24 protein-coding genes are annotated in these 21,706 nt (G+C 72.7%); 11 read left to right on the plus strand and 13 right to left on the minus strand.

The window, feature by feature from the left end:
* Positions 1 to 257: 257 nt before the first annotated feature.
* The 3 genes from J3486_RS00005 to J3486_RS00015 form a co-directional block, all read right to left on the minus strand.
* Positions 258 to 1,235, minus strand: coding sequence for an acyl-ACP desaturase (locus J3486_RS00005; RefSeq protein ID WP_207817811.1), 978 nt, complete (start codon positions 1,233 to 1,235; stop codon positions 258 to 260).
* Between the two features lie 105 nt (positions 1,236 to 1,340).
* Positions 1,341 to 2,117 carry a dimethylargininase gene (gene ddaH / locus J3486_RS00010; RefSeq protein WP_207817812.1) on the minus strand — a complete coding sequence of 259 codons (777 nt, stop codon included), beginning with the start codon at positions 2,115 to 2,117 and terminating at the stop codon, positions 1,341 to 1,343.
* A 242-nt stretch (positions 2,118 to 2,359) separates the two neighbouring features.
* Positions 2,360 to 3,976 (minus strand): ABC-F family ATP-binding cassette domain-containing protein, encoded by a 1,617-nt coding sequence (locus J3486_RS00015; protein WP_207817813.1) that lies wholly within the window; start codon positions 3,974 to 3,976, stop codon positions 2,360 to 2,362.
* 317 nt (positions 3,977 to 4,293) lie between these two features.
* Here J3486_RS00015 and J3486_RS00020 point away from each other — a divergent pair, with 317 nt between their 5' ends.
* Positions 4,294 to 4,959 (plus strand): GPP34 family phosphoprotein, encoded by a 666-nt coding sequence (locus J3486_RS00020; RefSeq protein ID WP_207817814.1) that lies wholly within the window; start codon positions 4,294 to 4,296, stop codon positions 4,957 to 4,959.
* 67 nt (positions 4,960 to 5,026) lie between these two features.
* Complete coding sequence (locus J3486_RS00025; RefSeq protein ID WP_207818985.1) at positions 5,027 to 5,167, plus strand: hypothetical protein; 141 nt, start codon at positions 5,027 to 5,029, stop codon at positions 5,165 to 5,167.
* Here J3486_RS00025 and J3486_RS00030 read toward each other — a convergent pair.
* The 6 genes from J3486_RS00030 to J3486_RS00055 all read right to left on the minus strand — a co-directional run bounded on the left by J3486_RS00030 (position 5,164) and on the right by J3486_RS00055 (position 10,183).
* Positions 5,164 to 5,754, minus strand: a complete 591-nt coding sequence (locus tag J3486_RS00030; RefSeq protein WP_207817815.1) for a hypothetical protein — start codon at positions 5,752 to 5,754, stop codon at positions 5,164 to 5,166. The genes J3486_RS00025 and J3486_RS00030 overlap by 4 nt on opposite strands.
* A complete protein-coding gene (locus J3486_RS00035) occupies positions 5,751 to 7,106 on the minus strand; it encodes a DUF58 domain-containing protein (RefSeq protein WP_207817816.1) in 1,356 nt (451 codons plus the stop codon). Before J3486_RS00035 ends, J3486_RS00030 begins: the two co-directional genes overlap by 4 nt.
* Complete coding sequence (locus J3486_RS00040) at positions 7,103 to 8,119, minus strand: MoxR family ATPase (protein WP_307804633.1); 1,017 nt, start codon at positions 8,117 to 8,119, stop codon at positions 7,103 to 7,105. The genes J3486_RS00035 and J3486_RS00040 overlap by 4 nt, the downstream gene beginning before the upstream one ends.
* Entirely contained in the window at positions 8,116 to 8,736 is a 621-nt protein-coding gene (locus tag J3486_RS00045; protein ID WP_207817817.1) for a hypothetical protein, read from the minus strand. The genes J3486_RS00040 and J3486_RS00045 overlap by 4 nt, the downstream gene beginning before the upstream one ends.
* Positions 8,733 to 9,656, minus strand: a complete 924-nt coding sequence (locus tag J3486_RS44860) for a DUF4129 domain-containing protein (protein ID WP_207817818.1) — start codon at positions 9,654 to 9,656, stop codon at positions 8,733 to 8,735. Before J3486_RS44860 ends, J3486_RS00045 begins: the two co-directional genes overlap by 4 nt.
* Before the next feature lie 110 nt (positions 9,657 to 9,766).
* A complete protein-coding gene (locus J3486_RS00055) occupies positions 9,767 to 10,183 on the minus strand; it encodes an SsgA family sporulation/cell division regulator (RefSeq protein ID WP_207817819.1) in 417 nt (138 codons plus the stop codon).
* Positions 10,184 to 10,363: 180 nt separating this feature from the next.
* Between J3486_RS00055 and J3486_RS00060 the strand changes: the two genes are divergently transcribed.
* A complete protein-coding gene (locus J3486_RS00060; protein ID WP_207817820.1) occupies positions 10,364 to 11,455 on the plus strand; it encodes an oxidoreductase in 1,092 nt (363 codons plus the stop codon).
* 6 nt (positions 11,456 to 11,461) lie between these two features.
* Here the strand turns inward: J3486_RS00060 and J3486_RS00065 are convergent, their stop codons facing one another.
* Complete coding sequence (locus J3486_RS00065) at positions 11,462 to 11,758, minus strand: YciI family protein (protein WP_207817821.1); 297 nt, start codon at positions 11,756 to 11,758, stop codon at positions 11,462 to 11,464.
* A 58-nt stretch (positions 11,759 to 11,816) separates the two neighbouring features.
* On the opposite strand from J3486_RS00065, the gene J3486_RS00070 reads away from it, so the two are divergent.
* From J3486_RS00070 to J3486_RS00085, 4 genes are read left to right on the plus strand one after another with little or no spacing between them, the layout of a single operon-like run.
* The gene (locus J3486_RS00070; protein ID WP_207817822.1) at positions 11,817 to 12,899 is read left to right on the plus strand and encodes an ABC transporter ATP-binding protein; all 1,083 of its coding nucleotides are present in this window, start codon (positions 11,817 to 11,819) and stop codon (positions 12,897 to 12,899) included.
* 27 nt (positions 12,900 to 12,926) lie between these two features.
* On the plus strand, positions 12,927 to 14,126 hold the full coding sequence (locus tag J3486_RS00075) for an ABC transporter substrate-binding protein (RefSeq protein WP_374194669.1): 1,200 nt from the start codon (positions 12,927 to 12,929) through the stop codon (positions 14,124 to 14,126).
* Positions 14,127 to 14,142: 16 nt separating this feature from the next.
* Positions 14,143 to 14,988: an ABC transporter permease gene (locus tag J3486_RS00080; protein WP_374194681.1), complete on the plus strand. Its 846-nt coding sequence runs from the start codon at positions 14,143 to 14,145 to the stop codon at positions 14,986 to 14,988.
* 12 nt (positions 14,989 to 15,000) lie between these two features.
* Positions 15,001 to 15,816, plus strand: a complete 816-nt coding sequence (locus J3486_RS00085) for an ABC transporter permease (RefSeq protein WP_207817824.1) — start codon at positions 15,001 to 15,003, stop codon at positions 15,814 to 15,816.
* Between the two features lie 12 nt (positions 15,817 to 15,828).
* On the opposite strand, the gene J3486_RS00090 is transcribed toward J3486_RS00085, so the two are convergent.
* Complete coding sequence (locus tag J3486_RS00090; protein ID WP_207817825.1) at positions 15,829 to 16,254, minus strand: GNAT family N-acetyltransferase; 426 nt, start codon at positions 16,252 to 16,254, stop codon at positions 15,829 to 15,831.
* Between the two features lie 48 nt (positions 16,255 to 16,302).
* Between J3486_RS00090 and J3486_RS00095 the strand changes: the two genes are divergently transcribed.
* Positions 16,303 to 16,995 (plus strand): endonuclease V, encoded by a 693-nt coding sequence (locus J3486_RS00095; RefSeq protein ID WP_207817826.1) that lies wholly within the window; start codon positions 16,303 to 16,305, stop codon positions 16,993 to 16,995.
* A 39-nt stretch (positions 16,996 to 17,034) separates the two neighbouring features.
* On the opposite strand, the gene J3486_RS00100 is transcribed toward J3486_RS00095, so the two are convergent.
* Positions 17,035 to 18,243 carry a trans-acting enoyl reductase family protein gene (locus tag J3486_RS00100; protein ID WP_207817827.1) on the minus strand — a complete coding sequence of 403 codons (1,209 nt, stop codon included), beginning with the start codon at positions 18,241 to 18,243 and terminating at the stop codon, positions 17,035 to 17,037.
* Positions 18,244 to 18,347: 104 nt separating this feature from the next.
* On the opposite strand from J3486_RS00100, the gene J3486_RS00105 reads away from it, so the two are divergent.
* Positions 18,348 to 18,743, plus strand: a complete 396-nt coding sequence (locus J3486_RS00105; protein WP_307804636.1) for an MmcQ/YjbR family DNA-binding protein — start codon at positions 18,348 to 18,350, stop codon at positions 18,741 to 18,743.
* 16 nt (positions 18,744 to 18,759) lie between these two features.
* Here J3486_RS00105 and J3486_RS00110 read toward each other — a convergent pair whose 3' ends face one another.
* On the minus strand, positions 18,760 to 19,209 hold the full coding sequence (locus J3486_RS00110) for a DUF523 domain-containing protein (RefSeq protein WP_207817828.1): 450 nt from the start codon (positions 19,207 to 19,209) through the stop codon (positions 18,760 to 18,762).
* Positions 19,210 to 19,374: 165 nt separating this feature from the next.
* On the opposite strand from J3486_RS00110, the gene J3486_RS00115 reads away from it, so the two are divergent.
* Positions 19,375 to 20,532, plus strand: a complete 1,158-nt coding sequence (locus J3486_RS00115; RefSeq protein ID WP_207817829.1) for a CaiB/BaiF CoA-transferase family protein — start codon at positions 19,375 to 19,377, stop codon at positions 20,530 to 20,532.
* Between the two features lie 8 nt (positions 20,533 to 20,540).
* Positions 20,541 to 21,683 (plus strand): acyl-CoA dehydrogenase family protein, encoded by a 1,143-nt coding sequence (locus J3486_RS00120; RefSeq protein ID WP_207817830.1) that lies wholly within the window; start codon positions 20,541 to 20,543, stop codon positions 21,681 to 21,683.
* Positions 21,684 to 21,706 lie beyond the last annotated feature (23 nt).

Genomic DNA, 21,706 nt, shown 5'->3' on the forward strand with positions numbered 1-21,706 from the left:
CCGCACGGCCTTCCTGGTGAACTCCGGTATCTCGTCGCAGAGTTCAGGATCACGAGGAAGGCCACTTCATACCCTGCGATCACTCCAAAGAGTGACGATATGGCCGGGCCGGAGGTTAAGGAACAAGCTGAGGGGCGCGGGGAACCCGCGAAACGCCGCAGTCGCGTCCGCTCGGTCGATGAGCGGACGCGACTGCGGCGGGTACGTGGCCGGACGCGCACGCGGCGGAGCCGCGTATCGACACGGCCCCGAGCCCGCTACACGCCGGCGGCCCTCGCCGCCATCCGCGCCTTGCGGGCCGCCAGCTTCTCGTCGAACTTCGAGGCCTCGGAGTCGAGGCCGCCCATGAACAGCCCCAGCTCCTCCTGGGCCTTCGCGCCCTCGGGGCCGAGACCGTCGATCTCCATGACCTTCAGGAAGCGCAGCACGGGCTGGATCACGTCGTCGTGGTGGATGCGCAGGTTGTAGACCTCGCCGATCGCCATCTGCGCGGCGGCCCGCTCGAAGCCGGGAATGCCGTGCCCCGGCATCCGGAAGTTGACGACGACGTCGCGCACGGCCTGCATCGTCAGGTCGGGCGTGAGCTCGAACGCGGACTTCAGCAGGTTCCGGTAGAAGACCATGTGCAGGTTCTCGTCCGTGGCGATGCGCGCCAGCATCCGGTCGCAGACCGGGTCACCGGACTGGTGACCTGTGTTGCGGTGCGAGATCCGGGTCGCCAGCTCCTGGAAGGCGACGTACGCGATCGAGTGCAGCATCGAGTGGTTGTTGTCCGACTCGTAGCCCTCGCTCATGTGCGACATGCGGAAGGCTTCCAGCTGGTCCGGGTCGACGGCGCGCGACGCGAGCAGGTAGTCGCGCATCACGATGCCGTGCCGGCCCTCCTCGGCGGTCCAGCGGTGCACCCAGGTGCCCCACGCGCCGTTGCGGCCGAAGAGCGTCGCGATCTCGTGGTGGTAACTGGGGAGGTTGTCCTCGGTCAGCAGGTTGACGATCAGCGCGGTGCGGCCGACGTCGGTGACCTTCGACTGGTCCTTCGCCCAGGCCTCGCCGTCCTCGAAGAAGCCCGGGAAGTTACGGGCGTCGGACCAGGGCACGTACTCGTGCGGCATCCAGTCCTTGGCGACCTGCAGGTGCCGGTTGAGCTCCTTCTCGACGACTTCTTCCAGCGCGTACAGAAGGCGGGCGTCGGTCCATGAGGTCGACGAGCCGAGGCGGGGGGAGATGACGGTCACGGGGGGCTCCTGGGGGACGGAGGTACAGCGAGCGGTACGAGCGGTTCTACCTACGGTGTCGTAGGTTACGTTGCCGTAGGTTAAGCGCTCCATAAAGAGCTGTGGTTACGCGTAGAGGTCCCGAAGGCGGACTGAGAGGCACGTCACACAGCCTTCGAGCTTCTCGAACTCGGAAATGTCCACCAGAACGGGGTCATGGCCGAGGTCCGCGAGCAGCTCCGCCGACTTCGGCGCGCTCGCCGCCATGAGCAGCCGGTTACCGCCCAGCAGCACGACGTGTGCGCCCGACTCCTCCGGCACGGGCAGAAACCGCGGGAAGAGCGAGGCGTGGTCCACCAGCGGCTCATGGCCGATCACCGTGCCGTCGGGCAGCGCCGTCACCGCCGACTTCAGGTGCAGCACCCGGCTCACCGGAACGGCGACGACCCGGGCGCCGAGCGGCTCGAAGACCGCCCGCAGCTGCTGCACCCCCGCCGCGTTCGTGCGCCCGCCCCGGCCCACGTAGAGCGTGTCGCCCACTTTCAGTACGTCGCCGCCGTCGAGGGTGCCGGGTTCCCACACCCAGTTGACGGAGCAGCCGAGCCGCGCCACGGCCTGCTCGACGCCCGAGATCTCCTCGCGGCGCGACGCGGCGCCGGGCCGGGCGATCAGCGCCACGTTCCGGAAGACGACCACCGCGTCCTCCACGAACACCGCGTCCGGGCAGTCGTCGGCGGGCTCGACCACCAAGGTCTCCCAGCCGTGCTCCTCCAGCGCGTCGACGTACCCCTGCCACTGCTCGACGGCCTTCCCGGTGTCGACGGGGGTGCGCTCGACATGGGTGACGAGTCCGTCGGCGAGACGCGGTCCGGGGCGGCGGACGAGGGCCTTCTTGCTGGGCACGGATGAACTCCACGGGTCATGGCAGGACGGGGCGCCGCGCATGAGGGGTGACGGCGGGCACATCATGCACAGCCCCGTGGGTCCGGCGGAATCCCCCGTTACGCGGCTGTCACCTCCTCCTCACCCGGCCCGCCCGTGCCCTTGGCGGCCCGCCGCGGACGCTCCGCCGTGAACGGACCGTCCGCCGCGGCCGGTTGGACCGGCGGCTCCCGACCGCGGCCCCGTCGTACCCGGGGAAGACGTCAGTCGCCGGCCCCCAGCTCGATCCACCGGGTCACCCCGATCGACTCCAGGAACGGCATGTCGTGGCTGGCCACGATCAGCGCCCCCTCGTACGACTCAAGGGCCGACGTCAGCTGCCGGACGCTGGCCATGTCGAGGTTGTTCGTCGGCTCGTCCAGCATCAGCAGCTGCGGCGCGGGCTCGGCGAGCATCAGCGCGGCCAGCGCCGCGCGGAACCGCTCGCCGCCCGACAGGGTCCCCGCGAGCCGGTCGGCCCTGGCCCCTTTGAACAGGAAGCGGGCAAGGCGGGCCCGGATCCGGTTGTTGGTGGCGTCCGGCGCGAACCGTGCCACGTTCTCGACGACCGTGGACGTGTCGTCCAGGACGTCGAGCCGCTGCGGCAGGAAGCGCAGCGGTACGTGCACGAACGCCTCGCCCGCGACCGGCGCGAGCTCACCGGCGATGGTGCGCAGCAGCGTCGTCTTGCCCGCGCCGTTGCGGCCGACGAGCGCGATCCGCTCGGGGCCGCGCAGATCCAGCTCCTTGACCAGCTGCCCGCCGTACGCGAGTCGCAGACCGGTGAGGGTGAGGACCTCGCGGCCCGGCGGCACGGCCGTGTACGGCAGATCGACACGGATCTCGTCGTCGTCGCGCACCGCCTCCACCGCCTCGTCGAGCCGCTCCTTCGCCTCGGCGAGCTTCTCCTCGTGCAGGATGCGGTGCTTGCCGGCCGACACCTGCGCCGCCCGCTTGCGCGCACCCATCACGATCTTGGGCTCGCGCTTGGAGTCCCACATCTTCTGCCCGTAGCGCCTGCGCCGCGCCAACGTCACCTGGGCCTCGGTCAGTTCACGCTTCTGCTTCCTCCAATCGGCCTCGGCGACGCGGACCATCCGCTCCGCCGCCTCCTGCTCGACGGCGAGGGCCTCCTCGTACGCGGAGAAGTTCCCGCCGAACCAGGTGACCTCCCCGCCGCGCAGATCGGCGATCTGGTCGACCCGGTCGAGGAGTTCACGGTCGTGGCTGACGACGATCAGCGCGCCGGACCAGCCCTCCACGGCCGCGTACAGCCGCTGCCGTGCGTACACGTCGAGATTGTTGGTGGGTTCGTCGAGGAGGAGGACGTCGGGGCGGCGCAGCAGCAGCGCCGCGAGGCGCAGCAGCACCGACTCGCCGCCCGACACCTCCCCGACGGTCCGGTCCAAATCGATGCGGTCCAGGCCGAGTTGGGCGAGCAGGGCGGTCGCCCGCTCCTCCACGTCCCAGTCGTCGCCGACCGTGCTGAAGTGCTCCTCGCGCACGTCGCCCGCCTCGATGGCGTGCAGCGCGGCCCGGACGTCGGCGATACCGAGGGCGTCGTCGACGCGCAGGGCGGTGTCGAGGGTGACGTTCTGCGGCAGGTGGCCGACTTCGCCGAAGACCCGGACCGTGCCGTCGGCCGGGGTCAGCTCGCCCGCGATCAGCTTCAACAGGGTCGATTTCCCTGACCCGTTGATGCCGATGAGGCCGGTGCGACCGGGACCGAAGGTGGCCTGGAGGCCGTCGAAGACCTCCGTGCCGTCGGGCCAGGCGAAGTCGAGACCGGTGACGGCGACGGACGTGGTGGCGGAGCCGGAGAAACTCTGAGGATGTGACATGAGGGCCTCGCGGTTGCGGAGTGCGAACGGTGACGGGGTGCAACGCGTTCGAGACACCGCGGGCCACGGGCAACAAAAAAGGGCCTGTTCCGGCGGGGAGGACGGCTCGTCTGCCGAGGTCTCACACGGACACATGGGCGCAGCGAAAACGGCGCGGCCTCGCCACAGAGGGGCGAATCAGGGGCGCGCGGCTGCGAGACATGCACGGTGTCTCAGGACCTCAGTAGACCAATGTCCTTCTCCGATCGGCGGCAACAGAACCGTCGACCACGGTAGGGACGCGGCCGGAACGGTGTCAACGCATTAACGTGGCGCCCGTGCCCCATGGCTCCCTTCCGCTGCCCGCCCGCCTGTTCCTGCTCGCGCACGACCCCGGCAAGGGGCGGGTGACCGGCGCGCCCGACGTGGTGCTCGCCGTCCGCGCCGGCGCCCTGGCCGAGCTCGCCGCGCGCGCTCTCGTGCAGGAGACCGACGGGACCGTCACGCCGGTGCTCGACGCCCGCGCCGACGATCCCGTCCTCGACGAACTCCTGGAACTCATCGGGGAGTCCAGACCCCGCACATGGCGCGGCCTGATCACCCACCGCGCCCGCGGCACGCGCGACACCGTGCGCCGCGAACTGGCCGCGCAGGGATATCTGCGGGCCGAACGGCGCCGCGTCCTCGGCCTGTTCCCCGCCACCCGCTACGTCCTCGCCCGCGCCGGCTACGTACAGGTCCTGCGGGCCGAGGCACGGGTCGCCCTGACCGGTCCCGCGGCCCCGGAAGCCGTCCACCCCGACCAGGCGGCGCTGGTCGTGCTCGCCGCCGCCGGACACTTCCGGGGCCTGCTCTCCTGGCGCGAACGCCGTCGGCACGCCGAACGGCTCAGCGCCCTCGCGGAGCATGCGGGCCCGTACGTGCCGCAGCTCCGCAAGGCCCTCGAAGCGGAGGTGAGGAAGGCGGAGGCGGCCAGGGCCTCGGACGGGGGCGGGGGCGGCTAGGACCTCGGGGATCCGGGCGTCGCGGACATCGGTGAGGCGCGGGCCCGTCGTTGAGTACGGTGCCCGGATGTCTGCTCAGCGTGTTCTGCCGCGGGTCGACGCGGGCACCGGCACCGCGACCGCGACCTGGAACATCGTGCCGCTGACCGGCCCCGAGTTGCTGCTGCACGCCCGGTCGCCACTGATGACCCGGCCCGACGTCAGCTAGGGCGCCCCGGTCGGCGGCCGAGGGCTGCGGCTGCGGCCGCGGACCGTCAGGACCAGGAGCGTCCCGCCCGCCGCGAGGACCAGCGCCGCCAGGGGGCGGCCCGCGCCGGATTCCGGGGTGTCGAGCGCGGCGGCGCCCAGCACCGCGGCCGACGCCGCGGCTGCCGCCAGGGCCTCGCCCCAGGTCCGCCGAGCGGGACGGGCCGCGGTGAGCCCCGTCGACCAGGCGTCGCTCGCCGCGAGATAGCCGACCAGCAGCACCGCCGTGCACGCCGCCTGCCAGACCGGCGGGTCACCGAGCGCCGCGATCAGCACCGCGCCGCACGCCAGCGCGCTCGTGCGGTGCCGCGCGATCAGATACGCCCAGCGGATCGAGTGCAGCGTCGGACGCACATCGAGTCCGGGCGCCGCCCACACCCCGACGACCAGGGCGCCGCAGAACAGGAAGAGGCCGGTGCTGTCGTGCCCGCCCGCCCACGGCCGGTACGCCGCCACCAGCAGCGCCACGGCGAGCACCCGCACCGGCAGGGTGCGGGCGGCGTGCACGGCGTACGCCCGCCAGGGGATCCGTCGTCCGGGACCGGTCATCGCGGGCGCCCTCCCACCCGGCCGGTCAGCAGCGGCGCGAGCGCCAGGTCGAGGGGCTCACCGGCGGTGTGCCGCAGCACCGGGACCCCGCTGTCGCGCAGCGCGAACCGCATCGCGTCCCGGTCCGCGTGCCACAGCCGCAGCCCCAACTCGCCCGCCACGTCACCCGGTTCGACCTCCGGGTCACCGCTCGGGATCTCCACGACGACCGGCCGCCTGGCCCGCGCCTGAAGATCGCGCAGCACCTTCAGCACCCGGCCGTCGCTGAGCGGCGTGAACACGTACACCAGCGCCCCCTCCGGCAGCGCCGGCACCGGCACCCGCTGGAGCCCCGAGCCGTCGAAGCGGCGGTCCTTGCGCACGTCGAGCACGCTCTCGACGATCCGGTAGAACGCGGCGTTCCCGGCCTGCGGCTGCAGCCAGCGCGTGGCGCCGCCCACCGAGACGACCCCGACGCGGTCGTGCGTGCGCAGATAGGCGCGGGCGAGCCCGGTGGCCGCGCGGACCGTCTCGTCCAGCGAGGAGACACCGGTCGCCGGGTCGATCACGTCGCCGAACGCGTCGATCAGCATCACCGTGTCCGCGGCCCGTTCGGCGGCGAACCGGTGCAGTTGCACCTCGCCGCGGCGCAGCGTCGACGGCCAGTGGATGCGCCGCTGCCGCTCGCCCGGCTCCCACTGCCGTACGCCGACCACCTCGACGCCCTCCCCGTACTGCGCGGCCGTGTGCTCGCCGAGCCGCTGCGGCAGCCGCGCCGGAATCGGCGTGAACCGGGACCGCCCCGCGTACGGGAACACCGCGACCTCGGCCGCCTCGACCCGCACGCTGCGGCGGACGGTGCCCCCGGCGTCGTACACGTCGAGATCGACGGGCCCGATCGACCAGCGGCCCCACTCCGTCGCAGTGAGCCGCAGCGTCACCGAGGACGGTCCGGTGACGACCGCGTCGAGCCGGACCCCGGGGCCGAGCGTGACCCCCGGATCGAGCCGGACCTCGTCGCCGTCGTGCGCCACATCGACGCGCACGGTGATCGTGTCGCCCTCGAAGCAGCGCCGGGGCTCGACACTCAGCGACGTCGCCACGCGCCGCGGATACCGGCGCGGCAGCGCCAGCGCCAGGAGCACCAGCGGCCCCGCGGCGAGCGCGAGCAGCCACGCTCTGCCGGTGAGCAGCGCCGCCGCGAGCGCCACCACGGCGACCGTGAGCAGCCGCAGCGTCCGCTCGCCCGGCCGCGGTCCGGCCGGCGGCGGGGTCGACGCCTGGACCGGCGTGGTGCGGCCTTCGAGGGCGCGCACGACCGCGGCGCCCGGCGCCGGGGCGGCGTCGTCCTTCGGGGTCGGCCGCACGGTCATGAGCGGACCGGCTCCGTGCGCCGGGTCGACGGGGTCGGTACGGCATCGACGATCTCGCGCACCACCGCGTCGGTGGACACCTCGCGCACCCACAACTCCGGGCGCAGCGAGACGCGGTGGGCGAGGGCGGGCACCGCGAGGTACTTCATGTCCTCCGGGATCACGAAGTCGCGCCCCTCCAGCACGGCCCGCGCACGGGCGAGCTGGACCAGGGCGAGACCGCCGCGCGGGGAGGCGCCGATGCTGATCTGCGGATGGTCCCGGGTGGCGGTCACCAGCGCGACGGCGTACTCCAGGAGGTCGTCGTCGATCTCGACGCGCTCCACCGCGTCCCGCCAGGCCACGACCTCGGCGGGCCGCGCGAGCGTGTCGACCACCGGCTCGGGGGTGGCCCTGCCGACCCGGGCACGCAGCATCGCTCGCTCCTCCTGCGGCGCCAAGTAGCCCATCCTGACGCGCAGTTGGAAGCGGTCCAGCTGGGCCTCCGGCAGGGAGTACGTGCCCTCGTACTCCACCGGGTTGGCGGTCGCGATCACCAGGAACGGATCGGGCAGCGGACGCGTCGCCCCGTCCACGGTCACCTGCGACTCGGCCATCGCCTCAAGCAGCGCGGCCTGCGTCTTGGGCGGCGTCCGGTTGATCTCGTCGGCCAGCAGCAGATGCGTGAAGACGGGCCCGGGGTGGAAGACCATCTCGCCGCCGCGCTGGTCGTACAAGGACGCGCCGGTGACGTCCGAGGGCAGCAGGTCGGGCGTGAACTGGATGCGGTGGAAGTCGAGCCCGAGCGCCGTCGCGAAGGACCGGGCGAGCAGCGTCTTGCCGAGCCCCGGCAGGTCCTCGACCAGGACGTGCCCGCGGGCCAGGACGCCGAGCATGACCAGTTCTAGGGCGTCGGGCTTGCCGACGACGGCGCGGCCGACCTCGCGCAGCACGGCGCCGGCCCGCTCGCCGACCTCCTGCGCGGACAGCGGGGCGAGCGGGGCGGGTATCTCTGACTCTGACGGACTCGTCACGACGTTTCTTCCTTGACTGTACGAGCGGGACTCGAACGGGCTCGGGGGCTGTTCAGCGCTTCCAGGCGGTCGACGAGCCGGGCGAGGACATCGACCGGGATCGCCCCGTCGGGGCCCGTCATGGGCGGCTCGGGGCCGAGCCACGCCCACAGCTCCGCCCCGATCAACTCGGCCGCGCGGCCGGGCTGCCGGTCGAGCGAGACGTGATGGTGCTCGGCGAGCGCGGCGGCGAAGAGCCGGCGCACCTCCGGCCTGAGCACCGCCCGGTAGCACAGGGCGCCGTCGGGGCCGAGGGAGATGCGTACGTTGCGGTGCCACTCGCCCATGCCCGGCGATCGCGTCCCCAACAGCCGTACGTCGGAACGGTGTCCGGAGTCCAGGGCGGCGGCCCCGGCGGCGTACCGCGCGACGAGCAGCGCGCCCGAGATGAGCACGGCGCCCGTCACCCCGGCGGCGGCCGGCCCGTCGACGAGCAGCACCAGCACCACGGCGGACCAGGCCAACACGCCCATGACCAGGGCCAGTCGGGAGAGCGGCAGCGGAGTGCGGGACGGCGGCCTCCCGGCGGGGCCCGCCGGCGGTTCGGGCGGCGACGGGAGCGGCGACGGCGGGATCACCCGGCCACCTCCTGCCCGCGCCGCTCCCGGAGCAGCTCGGCGATCTCCTCCAGCGCGTCGGCGGCGGCCAGCCGCCGGGAGTCGTCCATGGGGTGCGAGGAGTAGCGGGCCTCACGGAACAGCGCGGTCAGGCGGGGCGCGGCCGGGCCCGTCAGCAGGCCCGCGCCGGACGCGCGCGCGAGCAGGTCGGCCGGGCTGTCCGAGGCGCGGTGCGACAGACCGGACGCGGCGAGGGCGTCCTCCATCGCGGCGTAGCAGGCGATCACGGCGGCCCGCGCGTCGGCGCCGTCGGCCAGCGCGCGGCGCCCGTCGCGGACCGCGGACAGCAGCAGCTCCCGCTCCGTGTCCTCCTCCGCGGCGGGCCGGGCGGGCAGCTGCGGCAACGTCAGAGTGCGCCCGCGCAGCCAACGCACCACCAGCACGACGGCCACCACGAGCAGCAGGGCGGCGAGCACGACGACCCCGAGGTACAGCGGCAGATGCCCGGATTCGGACCCGGGGTGGGGGCGCAGGGACGGCATGACGGGCGCGCTCGGCCTGACCTTCACCGGCGTGTCCGGGGGGCCCGGGCGGCGCGGCGGGAAACGGTGCAGCACCAGCGCCAGCACGCCGAGGGCGAAGGGGGCGACCAGCAGCAGCGGCACGGCGATCTGGCGCAGCCGCTCCTCGTACGGCGACATCGCGCGCGGGTCACCGCCGATCCGGGGCCGCAGCCGACGGACGAGGAACAAGGAGGCGCCCGCCCAGGCGGCGACGAGCGCGATCACGACAAGAGTGGTGCCGCCGAGCGGGCCCCGGCCCGGGGCGAGCAGTCGCGCGGCGGGGCGCAGCAGCAGTGCGGCGGCGGCGAGCACCACGACGACGCACACGGCGACCGTCGCTCCGGGCGGCGTCCGGCGACCGCCTCGTCCTGCGTGCACTGGGCCTCCCCCCGAATGCCAGTTCTGGCATCCTCACACGCGGGGGAACCGATGTCAGCCGATTCCCGTCCGGCGCAGGGGTTCCACGGCCCGTCGGCCGGCCGGAGCCATCAGCACGCGTCCCGCAGCAGCTCGGCCAGATCCCGGTCCACGTCCACGTGCAGCCCCTCGTCGCCGGACGGCACCAGCTTCGTCGTGCCCGTCAGGAACTGGCGCAGGTCGTCCGTGCGGACATGCACCACGGCGGTGCCCTCCACGGCGTGGAACTCCAGGACGGTGCGGTCGTACCCGTAGGGCCGCACCCGCACGTCGCCGGAGCCCACCGACTCCGTCAGACCGCTGGTGAGCAGCTCACGGGCGAACGTCCAGCACACGTCGACCCCTTCGAGGGTGGCCGCGGCGGGGAACGCCATGCGCACGGCGAACGGGTCGTGCACGTCGTACCGAAGGGTCGCCGGGATGCTCGCCATGCGCGGCGCGGCGGCGACGAGACGGGCCTCTACGGCTTGCTCGATGACGGTGGACAACGCCTGCTCCCTTGTCGACTGGACGGAGGCCGCCGGACGCTCTGAGGGCCTCACTTGAATAGACGGCGGAACGAGCGAATCCGTGCACCTGATGTCGGACGAAAAACGAGTGACCTCTGTCACCGGTTTCAATCAGGGTGCTCTGGACGCGGTGGGGGGAGTGGACTAGTTTCGCGCGCCATGGGGAGATCGTGGACGACGAGGCGGACGAGGACACTGCGCACCCTGGGTCTCGGGGTGGCGACACTGATCGGGGCCTTCGCGGTCGGCCCGGCGCCGGTCGCGGCCGCCGCGCCCGCTCCGGCCTGGCACCTGAAGGACACGCAGCGCGGCGACGTACGGTTCCGCGGTCTGGCGGCCGTCGACCGGGACACCGCCTGGGTGGCCGGATCCCGAGGCACCGTGCTGCGCACCGGCGACGGCGGCGCGCACTGGAGCGATGTGTCGCCCGCGGGCGCGGCCGGGCTCGAACTGCGCGACATCGAGGCGTTCGACGGGCGGCGCGCGGTCGCCCTGGCGATCGGTGAGGGCGACGCCTCCCGGATCTTCCGCACGGACGACGGCGGCGCGACCTGGGCGGAGTCGTTCCGCAACACCGACCCGAAGGCGTTCTACGACTGCGTGACGTTCTTCGACTCCCGCCACGGGCTCGCGCTGAGCGACCCGGTCGACGGCAAGTACCGCATCCTGTCGACGCGTGACGGCGGCCGCTCCTGGACGGTGCTGCCGAGCGCCGGGATGCCGCCCGCACAGAGCGGCGAGGCGGGCTTCGCCGCGTCCGGGCAGTGCCTGGTCGCGTCCGGGCCGCGCGACGTCTGGCTGGCGACCGGCGGCGGCGCGAGCGCCCGTGTGCTGCACAGCGCCGACCGCGGTCTGACGTGGACGGCGGCCGAAACGCCGCTCCCGGCGGGCGATCCGGCCCGCGGCGTCTTCGGCCTCGCCTTCCGCGACCGTACGCACGGCATCGCGGTCGGCGGCGACTACCGCGCCGACCAGCCGTCCCCGCGGGCCGCCGCGGTCACCGGCGACGCGGGCCGCACCTGGACCCCGGCCGCCACCCCGCCGCCCGCCTACCGCTCCGGCGTCGCCTGGCTCCCGCACAGCCGCACCGCGGCCCTGGCCGTCGGCCCGACGGGCACCGACCTGACCACGGACGGCGGCCGCACCTGGCGCACCGTCGACCCCGGCTCGTACGACACCGTGGACTGCACCCGCGACGGCGGCTGCTGGGCGGCCGGCGAGAAGGGCCGCGTCGCGCGCCTCGAACGCTGAGCGGGCTCAGACGGACTCCTGCCGGAAATCGGCGAGTTCGGGCGCGGTCTTCGTGGCGATGAACTCGGTGACGTGGTAGCGGCACACCCCGCCCGTCACGAAGGGGTCGGTCGCGGTGAGCCGCTCGACGGCCGCGCGGTCGGCCCCGGCCGCGAGGATGATGCCGCCGTCCCGCGGCTCCTTGCGCCCCGCGGCGAGGAACGTCCGGGACGCGAAGTGCTCGGCGAGCCAGGAGCGATGGGCGTCCATGAGGGCGTCCACGCGCTCCAGGGGCGCGGTGTACGTCAATTCGAGAACAAACATGATCAATAGGGTACGCGCGGTCTTGTGGGCTTCGTTGAAGTGTGCATGATCTACGCGTATGGCTACGGGCATCGGCACGGGCGGCACGACGGGCGACGGCACCCCTGCGATCCGGCTGCGCGGCCTGCGCAAGTCGTTCGGTGATGTCCATGCCGTCGACGGCGTCGAACTCGACGTCGCCGAGGGCGAGTTCTTCTCCCTGCTCGGCCCGTCGGGATCGGGCAAGACGACCGTGCTGCGGCTGATCGCCGGGTTCGAGACACCGACGGACGGCACCGTCTCGCTCGCGGGCGAGGACGTCACCCGGCGCGCCCCCTTCGAGCGTGACGTCACCACCGTCTTCCAGGACTACGCGCTCTTCCCGCACATGACCGTCGAGCAGAACATCGCCTACGGACTCAAGGTGCGCGGCGCCTCCCGCAAGGAGCGGGCGGCACGGGCCCGCGCCGCCCTCGCGTCCGTACGCCTCGAAGGATTCGGCGGCCGACGGCCGGACCGGCTCTCCGGCGGGCAGCGGCAACGCGTGGCGCTGGCACGGGCGTTGGTGGTACGCCCCCGGGTGCTGCTGCTCGACGAACCGCTCGGCGCGCTCGACCTCAAGCTGCGCGAACAGATGCAGAGCGAACTGAAGGAGCTCCAGCGCGACGTCGGGATCACCTTCGTCCTGGTCACCCACGACCAGGCCGAGGCGCTGGCGCTCAGCGACCGGGTCGCCGTGATGAACGCGGGACGCGTCGAACAGGTCGGCACACCGGGCGAGTTGTACGAGGCGCCCGCCTCCGCGTTCGTCGCGTCGTTCGTCGGCACCTCCAACACCGTCACGGGACCGGCCGCCGAGCTGATCGTGGGGAAACCCGGGACGTTCGGCGTCCGACCGGAGAAGATCCGGGTCCTCGCCGCCGACGCGGAGCAGGGTCGGACCGGTCGCGGCGACCACAGCGAGGTGCACGGCACGGTCGCCGACGCGGTGTACCTGGGCGACCACACCCGGGTCGTCGTCGACACCGACGCGGGCGAGCGCTTCGTCGTCGTACGGCAGAACCTCGACACGTCCGCCGCCGACGCCCTCGCCCTGCCCGGCACCCGCGTCCTGCTGCGCTGGCACCGACGCCACAACATCCCGCTGCACCACGCCAGTTGATCCACCTCACGGACCGGGAGAGATCACGTGCGCGCAACCCGAACCCTGATGGCCGCCACCGCGCTCGGCGGGCTGCTGCTCGCCACCGCCTGCGGCTCGTCCGACAGTGGCGCCAAGAGCGGGGACCAGGGCTTCACCCCGCCGAAGATGTCCGCTCCCACGTCCCTGGGGAAGACCGAGGGCACGGTGAACCTGATCGCCTGGGCCGGCTACGCCGAGGACGGCTCCAACGACCCGAAGGTCGACTGGGTCACCCCGTTCGAGAAGCGGACGGGCTGTCAGGTCAGCACCAAGGTCGCCGGAACCTCCGACGAGATGGTCAACCTGATGAAGACCGGTCAGTACGACGCCGTCTCCGCCTCCGGCGACGCGTCCCTGCGCCTGATCGCCTCCGGTGACGCGGCGCCCGTCAACACCAGTCTCGTGCCCAACTACCGAGACATCTTCACGGGGTTGAAGATGCAGCCCTGGAACTCCGTCGGCAAGGTCGCGTACGGCATCCCGCACGGCCGCGGCGCCAACCTCCTCATGTACCGCACCGACAAGGTCTCCCCGGCCCCCGACAGCTGGAAGGCCGTCTTCGACGACGCGTCGCGGTACAAGGGACACGTCACCGCGTACGACTCGCCGATCTACATCGCCGACGCCGCCCTGTACCTGATGAAGACGCAGCCCGGCCTGGGCATCAAGGACCCGTACGCCCTCGACCAGAAGCAGTTCGACGCCGCCGTCGGCCTGTTGAAGAAGCAGAACGCGGACATCGGCGAGTACTGGAGCGACTACCTCAAGGAGATCTCCGCCTTCAAGAGCGGCGACTCCGTCGTCGGCACCAGCTGGCAGGTCATCGTGAACACCGCCCAGGGCGAGAAGGCCCCCGTGAAGGCGGTGCTGCCCAAGGAGGGCGCCACCGGCTGGTCCGACACCTGGATGGTGTCGGCGAAGGCGAAACACCCCGACTGCGCCTACAAATGGCTCGACTGGATCGTCTCGCCGAAGGTGAACGCCCAGGTCGCCGAGTACTTCGGTGAGGCCCCCGCGAACGCGAAGGCGTGCGAGGAGACCGCCGACAAGAACCACTGCGCCACCTTCCACGCCGACGACGCCGCCTACTGGAAGCAGGTCCACTTCTGGACCACGCCGATCCCGCAGTGTCTGGACGGCCGCACCGACGTGACGTGCGTGCCGTACGCGAAGTGGGTGCAGGCCTGGACCGAGATCAAGGGCTGAGGGGCCGGTGAGAAAGGTGTCAGGGGTGCTGCACCGCAGCCCCCGGCTCCGCCTGACCCTGCTGCTCGCCGCGCCCCTGACGTGGCTGGTCGTCGCCTATCTGGGCTCGCTCGCGGTCCTCTTCCTCTCCGGCCTGTGGACCACGGACCCCTTCACGTCGGACATCGTGCGCACGTGGACGCTCGACAACTTCAAGACGCTGTTCACGACCGACGTGTACCGCCAGGTCGCGCTGCGGAGCATCGCGGTCGCGCTCGCCGTCACCGCGCTCTGCGTCGTCCTCGCCTTCCCCGTCGCCTTCTACACCGCACGCGTCGCCCGCCCCCGATGGCGCCCGCTGCTGGTCGTCGCGATCCTGACCCCGCTCTGGGCCAGCTACCTGGTCAAGGCGTACGCGTGGCGCGTCATGCTCGCCCAAGGGGGCCTGCTGGACTGGCTGTTGAGCCCACTGGGCATCGAAGGACCCGGCTACGGCCTGACGGCGACCGTGCTCGCCTTGACCTACCTCTGGCTCCCGTACATGATCCTGCCGATCCACGCGGGCCTCGAACGCGTCCCGGACAGCCTCCTCGACGCCTCGGCCGACCTGGGCGCCCGCACCTGGCGCACCTTTCGCACGGTGCTGCTGCCGCTGGTCCTGCCCTCGGTCGCGGCGGGCTCGGTGTTCACGTTCTCGCTCAGTCTCGGCGACTACATCGCGGTGCAGATCGTCGGCGGCAAGACGCAGTTGATCGGCAATCTCGTCTACTCCAACATCACGCTCGACCTGCCGCTGGCCGCCGCGCTCGGCACGGTTCCGGTGGTGGTCATCGTCCTGTACCTGCTCGCCGTGCGCCGCACGGGCGCGCTGAGCAGCCTGTGAAAGGAGTCCGTGGTGCACCTGTCGCGTCCTGCCCGCGTCGCGCTGCGTGTCGCCGCGCTCGTCGGCTTCGCGGTGATCTACGTCCCGCTGCTCCTGGTGGTCGTCAACTCACTGAACCGTGACCGCAGTTCGGGCTGGCCGCCGGCCGGGCTCACCCTGCGCTGGTGGCACGACGCCTGGCGCAGCGCGGGTGCCAGGGACGCGCTGTGGACGTCGGTGAAGGCGGGCCTCGGCGCCACCGCCATCGCGCTCGTCCTCGGCACGCTCATCGCCTTCGCGGTGGCCCGGTACCGGTTCTTCGGCCGGCAGGCGCTCTCCTTCGCCGTCGTCCTGCCGATCGCGCTGCCCGGCATCATCACGGGCGTCGCCCTCAACACGGCCTTCCGCACGGTCCTCGAACCGCTCGGCGTCGGCCTGGGCCTGTTCACGGTCGTCGTCGGCCACGCCACGTTCTGCGTCGTGGTCGTCTTCAACAACGTGGCCGCGCGGCTGCACCGGCTGTCCGGCTCGTACGAGGAGGCGGCGATGGACCTGGGCGCCCCTGCCTTCCGCACGTTCCGCGACATCACTTTCCCGCTGACCCGCTCGGCGCTCGCGGCGGGCGGCCTGCTGGCCTTCGCGCTCTCCTTCGACGAGATCGTGGTGACCACGTTCACGGCGGGCCCCGGCGTGCAGACGCTCCCCGTCTGGATCTTCTCCAACATGGCCAGACCCCAGCAGGCCCCGGTGGTCAACGTCGTGGCCGTCGTGCTCGTCCTGCTCTCGGTGATCCCCGTGTACGTGGCCCAGCGGCTGTCGTCCGACACGACGGCAGGCAGCCGGGTGTAGGGAGTACGGGAGCTACGTGATCACCCGGGACATGCCCACCGAACCGTACGTCGCCGTCTCGACGAAGCCGAACTTCTCGTAGAGGAACTTCGCGGGCCCGTCCGCGATCAGTGACACGTACGCAGAACTGGGCGCCCGGCGCTCCAGCTCGTCGGTGAGCGCCGCCATGATCCGCCTGCCGAGGCCCCGCCCCTGGTGGTCGGGGTGCACGCAGATGTCGACGATCTGGAACGCCGTGCCGCCGTCCCCGATGATGCGGCCCATCCCGACCGGCTCGCCGCGATGCCGCAGCAGCACCCCGTACCAGGAGTGGGGCAGGGCGAGCGCGACGGCGGCCGGGTCCTTGTCGGAGAGCCCGGCGTCCGTGCGCAGCCGCCGGAAGACGTCGACGGAAGGCAGCCCGGCCTCGATCGCGTAAGGGTCACTATTGTTCGGCATGTATTACATGCTACAGAGGTGAGGGGCGCTGCCGTCTAGGGTTGCGCCATGGTGACGATCACGGGGATCCCGGAGGGCTGGCCGGCCGACGAGGCGGCGGCGCGCGCGGTGCAGGACGCCTTGCGGGGCCGCGTCGTGCTCGACGAGCCGGGGCCGCCGCCCGGCGCGGGCCCGGTCACCGGGATCGACGTCGCCTACGACGACGGGCGCGATGTCGTCGCCGCCGCGGCGGTCGTCCTCGACCCGGTCACGTTCGCGGTGATCGAGCAGGCCACGGCCGTGGGCCGCGTCGCCTTCCCCTACGTGCCAGGCCTGTTGGCCTTCCGTGAGATCCCCGCGGTGCTGGGCGCGCTCGAAGCGCTGCGCACCGACCCCGGGCTCGTGATCTGCGACGGGTACGGCCTCGCCCATCCGCGCCGCTTCGGCCTCGCCAGTCATCTGGGCGTGCTCACCGGGCTGCCCACGATGGGCGTCGCGAAGAACCCCTTCGTGTTCGCCGAGGGGGAGTTGGGGGCGGAGCGAGGGAGCGCGGCCCCGCTCCTGGACGGCCCCGAGGAGGTCGGCCGCGCCCTGCGCACCCGCGACGGGGTCAAGCCGGTGTACGTCTCGGTCGGCCACCGGGTGTCGCTGGACACCGCGTGCGCCCACACGCTCGCGCTGACCCCCGAGTTCCGCCAGCCGGAGACCACGCGACGCGCGGACCGGCTGTGCCGGGACGCGCTGGCGGCCGCCGCGCACTGAGCGCGGGTGCGCCCTGCCCCGCGTCGGCCGCCGGAGGGCTCAGCGCTCCGCCGCCACCCGGAACGTGATCCCGGCGGCGCGCAGCCGGCCGATGAGCGCGTCGCCCATCGCCACCGCCGTCGTGACCTGACCGGCGCTGGGCGGCAGGTCGTCCTGGGCGAGGCACATCGCCGACTCGGCCAGCATCTTCGCGGTCTCCCCGTAGCCGGGATCCCCGCCGGCCACCTCGGTGAACACCCGGCGGCCGCCGCCCTCGCCCACGAACCGCACCGAGAACCAGCTCTTGGCCCTGCGCTCCTCGTCGGGGCCCTCGCCGGGCAGCAGCCGTCCGCCCAGCCAGCGCCGGGCCGGCGGCACCTGGGCCGCAGCGAACAGGGCGCCCGCGGCGGCGACCCCGCCCACCGCGACCGGCAGCGACTTCACGGCCGCGTAGTGCCGGTAGCGGAAGTCGGGGCCGTAGCGCTCCAGGACCCGGGCCGAACGCTGCACCACCTGCGGGTCGATCGTCGGCAGCGGCACGGCCCACGCCCCGACCTCCTTGGCGTAGCGCGGGGTGCCGGTCGGCGCGTACGCCGTGCGGCCCACGAGCCGCGGCTGGTGGCGCCGCCGGTCCTGCTGCGCGGCCAGCATCTGACGGCCGCGCGCGAACTGGTTCAGCGCGGACGCGAACGTACCGCCGGAGAACCGGGCGTTGGAGCGGACGAACCCGTCGACCCGCAGCGGCACGCCTTCCGGCAGCTGCCGCACCGTGAAGTAGGCGCCCAGGTCGTGCGGCACCGAGTCGAAACCGCAGGCGTGCACCAGGCGGGCGCCGGTCTCGCGCGCGCGGGCGTCGTGCCGCACGTACATGAGGTCCACGAACTCCGGCTCACCCGTGAGGTCCACGTAGTCGGTGCCCGCGTCGGCGCACGCGGCGACCAGCTCCTCGCCGTACTCCAGGTACGGGCCGACGGTGGAGGCGACCACGCGCGCGTGCCCGGCCAGTTCCCGCAGGGACGCCGGATCGGCGACGTCGGCGCGCACCAGCGGCAGCACCGTGCACCGCGGGTCGATCCCGGTGAGCCGCTCGCGCAGCCGCTCCAGCTTGCCGACGTCGCGGCCGGCGATCGCCCAGCGCAGTCCTTCAGGGGCGTGCGCCGCGAGGTACTCGGCCGTGAGCACCCCCACGAACCCCGTCGCCCCGAACAGCACCACGTCGTACGGCCTGTCCGCAGTCTCAGGCTTCCCGGGCTTCCCAGGCTCGATCATGACACCCCTCACCGTGCGTACCGCGCCGTTGTCGGTGGCCGAGGCTAGCGTGGGCGAGGTGACGGGGCCCGCCCGGGGCCCGTCGGGGAACGGAGGGCGCCGCCGTGACCGAGCGGAGAAAGCCGACGCGCAAGAGCGTGCGCGTCTGGGCCCGGCTGCGCACGTTCGCACGCGGACTGCCGGGCGCCACCGAGGAGTTCCCCTGGGGCGAGACGGTCGCGAAGGTCGACAAGAAGGTGTTCGTCTTCCTGGGCGTCGACGACGGGACGTACCCCATGGGGATGACGGTCAAGCTCAAGGACGAGGAGGCGCACGCGCACGCGCTCACCGCCCCGGGAGCCGAGCCGGCCGGATACGGACTCGGGAAGGCCGGCTGGGTGCGGATCCCCCTGGAGGAGAAGGGCGTGCCCGACGCGGAGCTGCTGTGCGACTGGATCGAGGAGAGCTACCGCGCCGTCGCGCCCCGGCGGCTCGTGGCGGAGCTCGACGCGGACCGGTGACGCGGCCCGCCGGGGCTCAGACGCCGGGCGCGGGCCGCACCCTGATCCCGTTGCGCTCCAGCAGCGCCGCCGTCACACCGTCGCCCGCCACCCATTCCCCGCCGAACGAGCCGTCGTACACCGCGCCCCGCCCGCACGACGGGCTGCGCGGCATCAACAGCGCCTCCGTGCAGCCCTGCTGACGCGCCGCGGCGAGGGCGCGCTCGGCGCCCGCCACGAACGCGGCGGTCACGTCGCGGCCGGTGTCCTCGATCACCCGGGCCGTCCCGTCGAGCACCGCGTGCCCGTCCCCGCCCACGATCTCGGCGGGCCTGCGCGGCGTGGCCAGACCCCCTGCCACCTCCGGGCAGAACGAGACGATCCGCCGGCCGACGGCCAGCTCCGCCGCCTCCTCGGACTCCTTGGCGCGAGCGTCGAACCGGCACGGCACCCCGCGTAGACACGCGCTGACCAGGATCGATTCCATGCTCCCGAGCCTACGGGCCCGGGCGCGGCCGTCATAAATTGGCTAAGCGCTTGCTCGCCAGGGGCTTGTGCTGGCCGGACCGCGTTCATAGCATCGCTGGTGTTACATCAGTTGTGTCACAGATGGATGCAGGCAGAGCCGCAGGCAGGCTGGGGGCGTGGCGGGATGACAGTGGCAGGCGCGGAGACCCGCGATCAGCACGGGGGCCCGCTCGCCGGGGTGCGCGTGGTCGAGCTCGCGGGCATCGGGCCGGGCCCGTTCGCCGCGATGCTCCTCGCCGACCTCGGCGCCGACGTCGTCCGCGTCGACCGGCCCGGCGGCAGCGGCCTGGGCGTGAACCCCGAGTACGACATCACCAACCGCAACAAGCGCTCCGTGCTCGTCGACCTGAAGGCCGAGGGCGGCGCCCAGCGCGTCCTCGCCCTCGTCGACCGCGCCGACGTGCTGATCGAGGGCTACCGGCCCGGCGTCGCCGAACGGCTCGGCGTCGGACCCGCCGTCTGCCACGACCGCAACCCGAAGCTGGTCTACGGCCGGATGACCGGCTGGGGCCAGGAGGGCCCCCTTGCCCAGCGCGCCGGGCACGACATCGCGTACATCGCGCCGACCGGCACCCTCGGCATGATCGGCAAGCCCGACGAGCCGCCGACCGTCCCCGCCAACCTCGTGGGGGACTACGCGGGCGGCTCCCTCTACCTCGTCGTCGGCGTTCTCGCGGCCCTGCACCACGCCCGCGCCACCGGTACCGGGCAGGTCGTCGACGCCGCCATCGTCGACGGCACCGCCCATCTCACCTCGATGATCCACGGCATGCTCGCGGCCGGCGGCTGGCAGGACCGGCGCGCCAGCAACCTCCTCGACGGCGGCTGCCCCTTCTACGGCACGTACGAGACCGCCGACGGCCTGCACATGGCCGTCGGCGCCCTGGAGCAGCAGTTCTACGACGAGTTCATCGACCTGATGGGCCTGCGGGCGAGCGCCCCCGCCCGCAAGGACCTGGCCCGCTGGGGCGAACTGCGCGCCGCCGTCACCGCGCGCTTCAAGGAACGTACGCGGGACGAGTGGACCGCCGTCTTCGAGGGCTCGGACGCCTGCGTCGCCCCCGTCCTCTCGCTGCGCGAGGCCCCGGCCCACCCGCACCTCGCCGCCCGCGGCACCTTCGTCGACCACGGCGGCATCACCCAGCCCGCCCCCGCCCCGCGCTTCTCGCAGACCCCCACCGCGGTCCGCTCGGGCCCCGCCCAGCCGGGCGCCGCCACCGCCGACGTGGCGCGGGACTGGGGTGTACCCGAACTGAACGAGCCCACCACGAAAGGCAGTTGACCGCGAGCATGGAACGACGCCTGTTCAGCGCCGAGCACGAGGCGTTCCGCGAGACCGTGCGCACCTTCCTCGCCAAGGAAGTGACCCCGCACCACGAGCAGTGGGAGAAGGACGGGATCGTCTCGCGCGAGGCGTGGCTCGCCGCCGGACGCCAGGGCCTCCTCGGGCTCGCCGTGCCCGAGGAGTACGGGGGCGGCGGCACCACCGACTTCCGCTACAGCGCCGTCCTCGCCGAGGAGTTCACGCGCGCGGGCGCCTCCGGGCTCGCCGTCGGCCTGCACAACGACATCATCGGCCCGTACCTCACCTCGCTCGCGACCGACGATCAGAAGCGGCGCTGGCTGCCGGGCTTCTGCGACGGCTCGATCGTCACCGCGATCGCCATGACCGAGCCGGGCGCGGGATCCGACCTCCAGGGCATCCGCACCACAGCCGAGGACAAGGGCGACCACTGGCTGCTCAACGGCTCCAAGACCTTCATCTCCAACGGCATCCTCGCCGACCTCGTCGTCGTCGTCGCGAAGACGACCCCCGAGGGCGGCGCCCACGGACTGTCCCTGCTGGTCGTCGAGCGCGGTATGGCGGGCTTCGAGCGCGGCCGCAACCTCGACAAGATCGGCCAGAAGGCACAGGACACGGCCGAGTTGTTCTTCAACGACGTCCGCGTCCCGAAGGAGAATCTGCTCGGTGAGCCGAACGGCGCGTTCATCCACCTGATGACGAACCTCGCGCAGGAACGCATGGGGATCGCCGTCGCCGCCATCGCCGCGGCCGAGCACCTCCTGGAGATCACCACGAGCTATGTGAAGGAGCGCGAGGCCTTCGGGCGCCCGCTCGCCAAACTGCAGCACATCCGGTTCGAGATCGCCGAGATGGCCACCGAGTGCGCCGTCACCCGGACCTTCCTCGACCGCTGCATCGAGGACCATTCCGACGGCACGCTCGACGCCGTCCACGCCTCGATGGCCAAGTGGTGGGCGACGGAGCTGCAGAAGCGGGTCGCCGACCGCTGCCTCCAACTGCACGGCGGCTACGGCTACATGACCGAGTACCGCGTCGCGAAGGCCTTCACCGACGGACGCATCCAGACCATCTACGGCGGCACGACCGAGATCATGAAGGAGATCATCGGGCGTTCGCTGCTGTCCTGAACTCCTCCCGCCACCCCCAGTCG

The sequence above is a fragment of the Streptomyces sp. VRA16 Mangrove soil genome (genome assembly GCF_017377775.1).
Taxonomy (GTDB): domain Bacteria; phylum Actinomycetota; class Actinomycetes; order Streptomycetales; family Streptomycetaceae; genus Streptomyces.

What these genes read in the sequence shown, in the direction of transcription:
- J3486_RS00015 (WP_207817813.1), bottom strand. Translation starts at nt 3,976, where the DNA reads ATGTCACATCCTCAGAGTTTCTCCGGCTCCGCCACCACGTCCGTCGCC.
- J3486_RS00025 (WP_207818985.1), top strand. Translation starts at nt 5,027, where the DNA reads ATGTCTGCTCAGCGTGTTCTGCCGCGGGTCGACGCGGGCACCGGCACC.
- J3486_RS00030 (WP_207817815.1), bottom strand. Translation starts at nt 5,754, where the DNA reads ATGACCGGTCCCGGACGACGGATCCCCTGGCGGGCGTACGCCGTGCAC.
- J3486_RS00035 (WP_207817816.1), bottom strand. Translation starts at nt 7,106, where the DNA reads ATGACCGTGCGGCCGACCCCGAAGGACGACGCCGCCCCGGCGCCGGGC.
- J3486_RS00060 (WP_207817820.1), top strand. Translation starts at nt 10,364, where the DNA reads ATGGGGAGATCGTGGACGACGAGGCGGACGAGGACACTGCGCACCCTG.
- J3486_RS00065 (WP_207817821.1), bottom strand. Translation starts at nt 11,758, where the DNA reads ATGTTTGTTCTCGAATTGACGTACACCGCGCCCCTGGAGCGCGTGGAC.
- J3486_RS00070 (WP_207817822.1), top strand. Translation starts at nt 11,817, where the DNA reads ATGGCTACGGGCATCGGCACGGGCGGCACGACGGGCGACGGCACCCCT.
- J3486_RS00090 (WP_207817825.1), bottom strand. Translation starts at nt 16,254, where the DNA reads ATGCCGAACAATAGTGACCCTTACGCGATCGAGGCCGGGCTGCCTTCC.
- J3486_RS00095 (WP_207817826.1), top strand. Translation starts at nt 16,303, where the DNA reads ATGGTGACGATCACGGGGATCCCGGAGGGCTGGCCGGCCGACGAGGCG.
- J3486_RS00100 (WP_207817827.1), bottom strand. Translation starts at nt 18,243, where the DNA reads ATGATCGAGCCTGGGAAGCCCGGGAAGCCTGAGACTGCGGACAGGCCG.
- J3486_RS00110 (WP_207817828.1), bottom strand. Translation starts at nt 19,209, where the DNA reads ATGGAATCGATCCTGGTCAGCGCGTGTCTACGCGGGGTGCCGTGCCGG.
- J3486_RS00115 (WP_207817829.1), top strand. Translation starts at nt 19,375, where the DNA reads ATGACAGTGGCAGGCGCGGAGACCCGCGATCAGCACGGGGGCCCGCTC.
- J3486_RS00120 (WP_207817830.1), top strand. Translation starts at nt 20,541, where the DNA reads ATGGAACGACGCCTGTTCAGCGCCGAGCACGAGGCGTTCCGCGAGACC.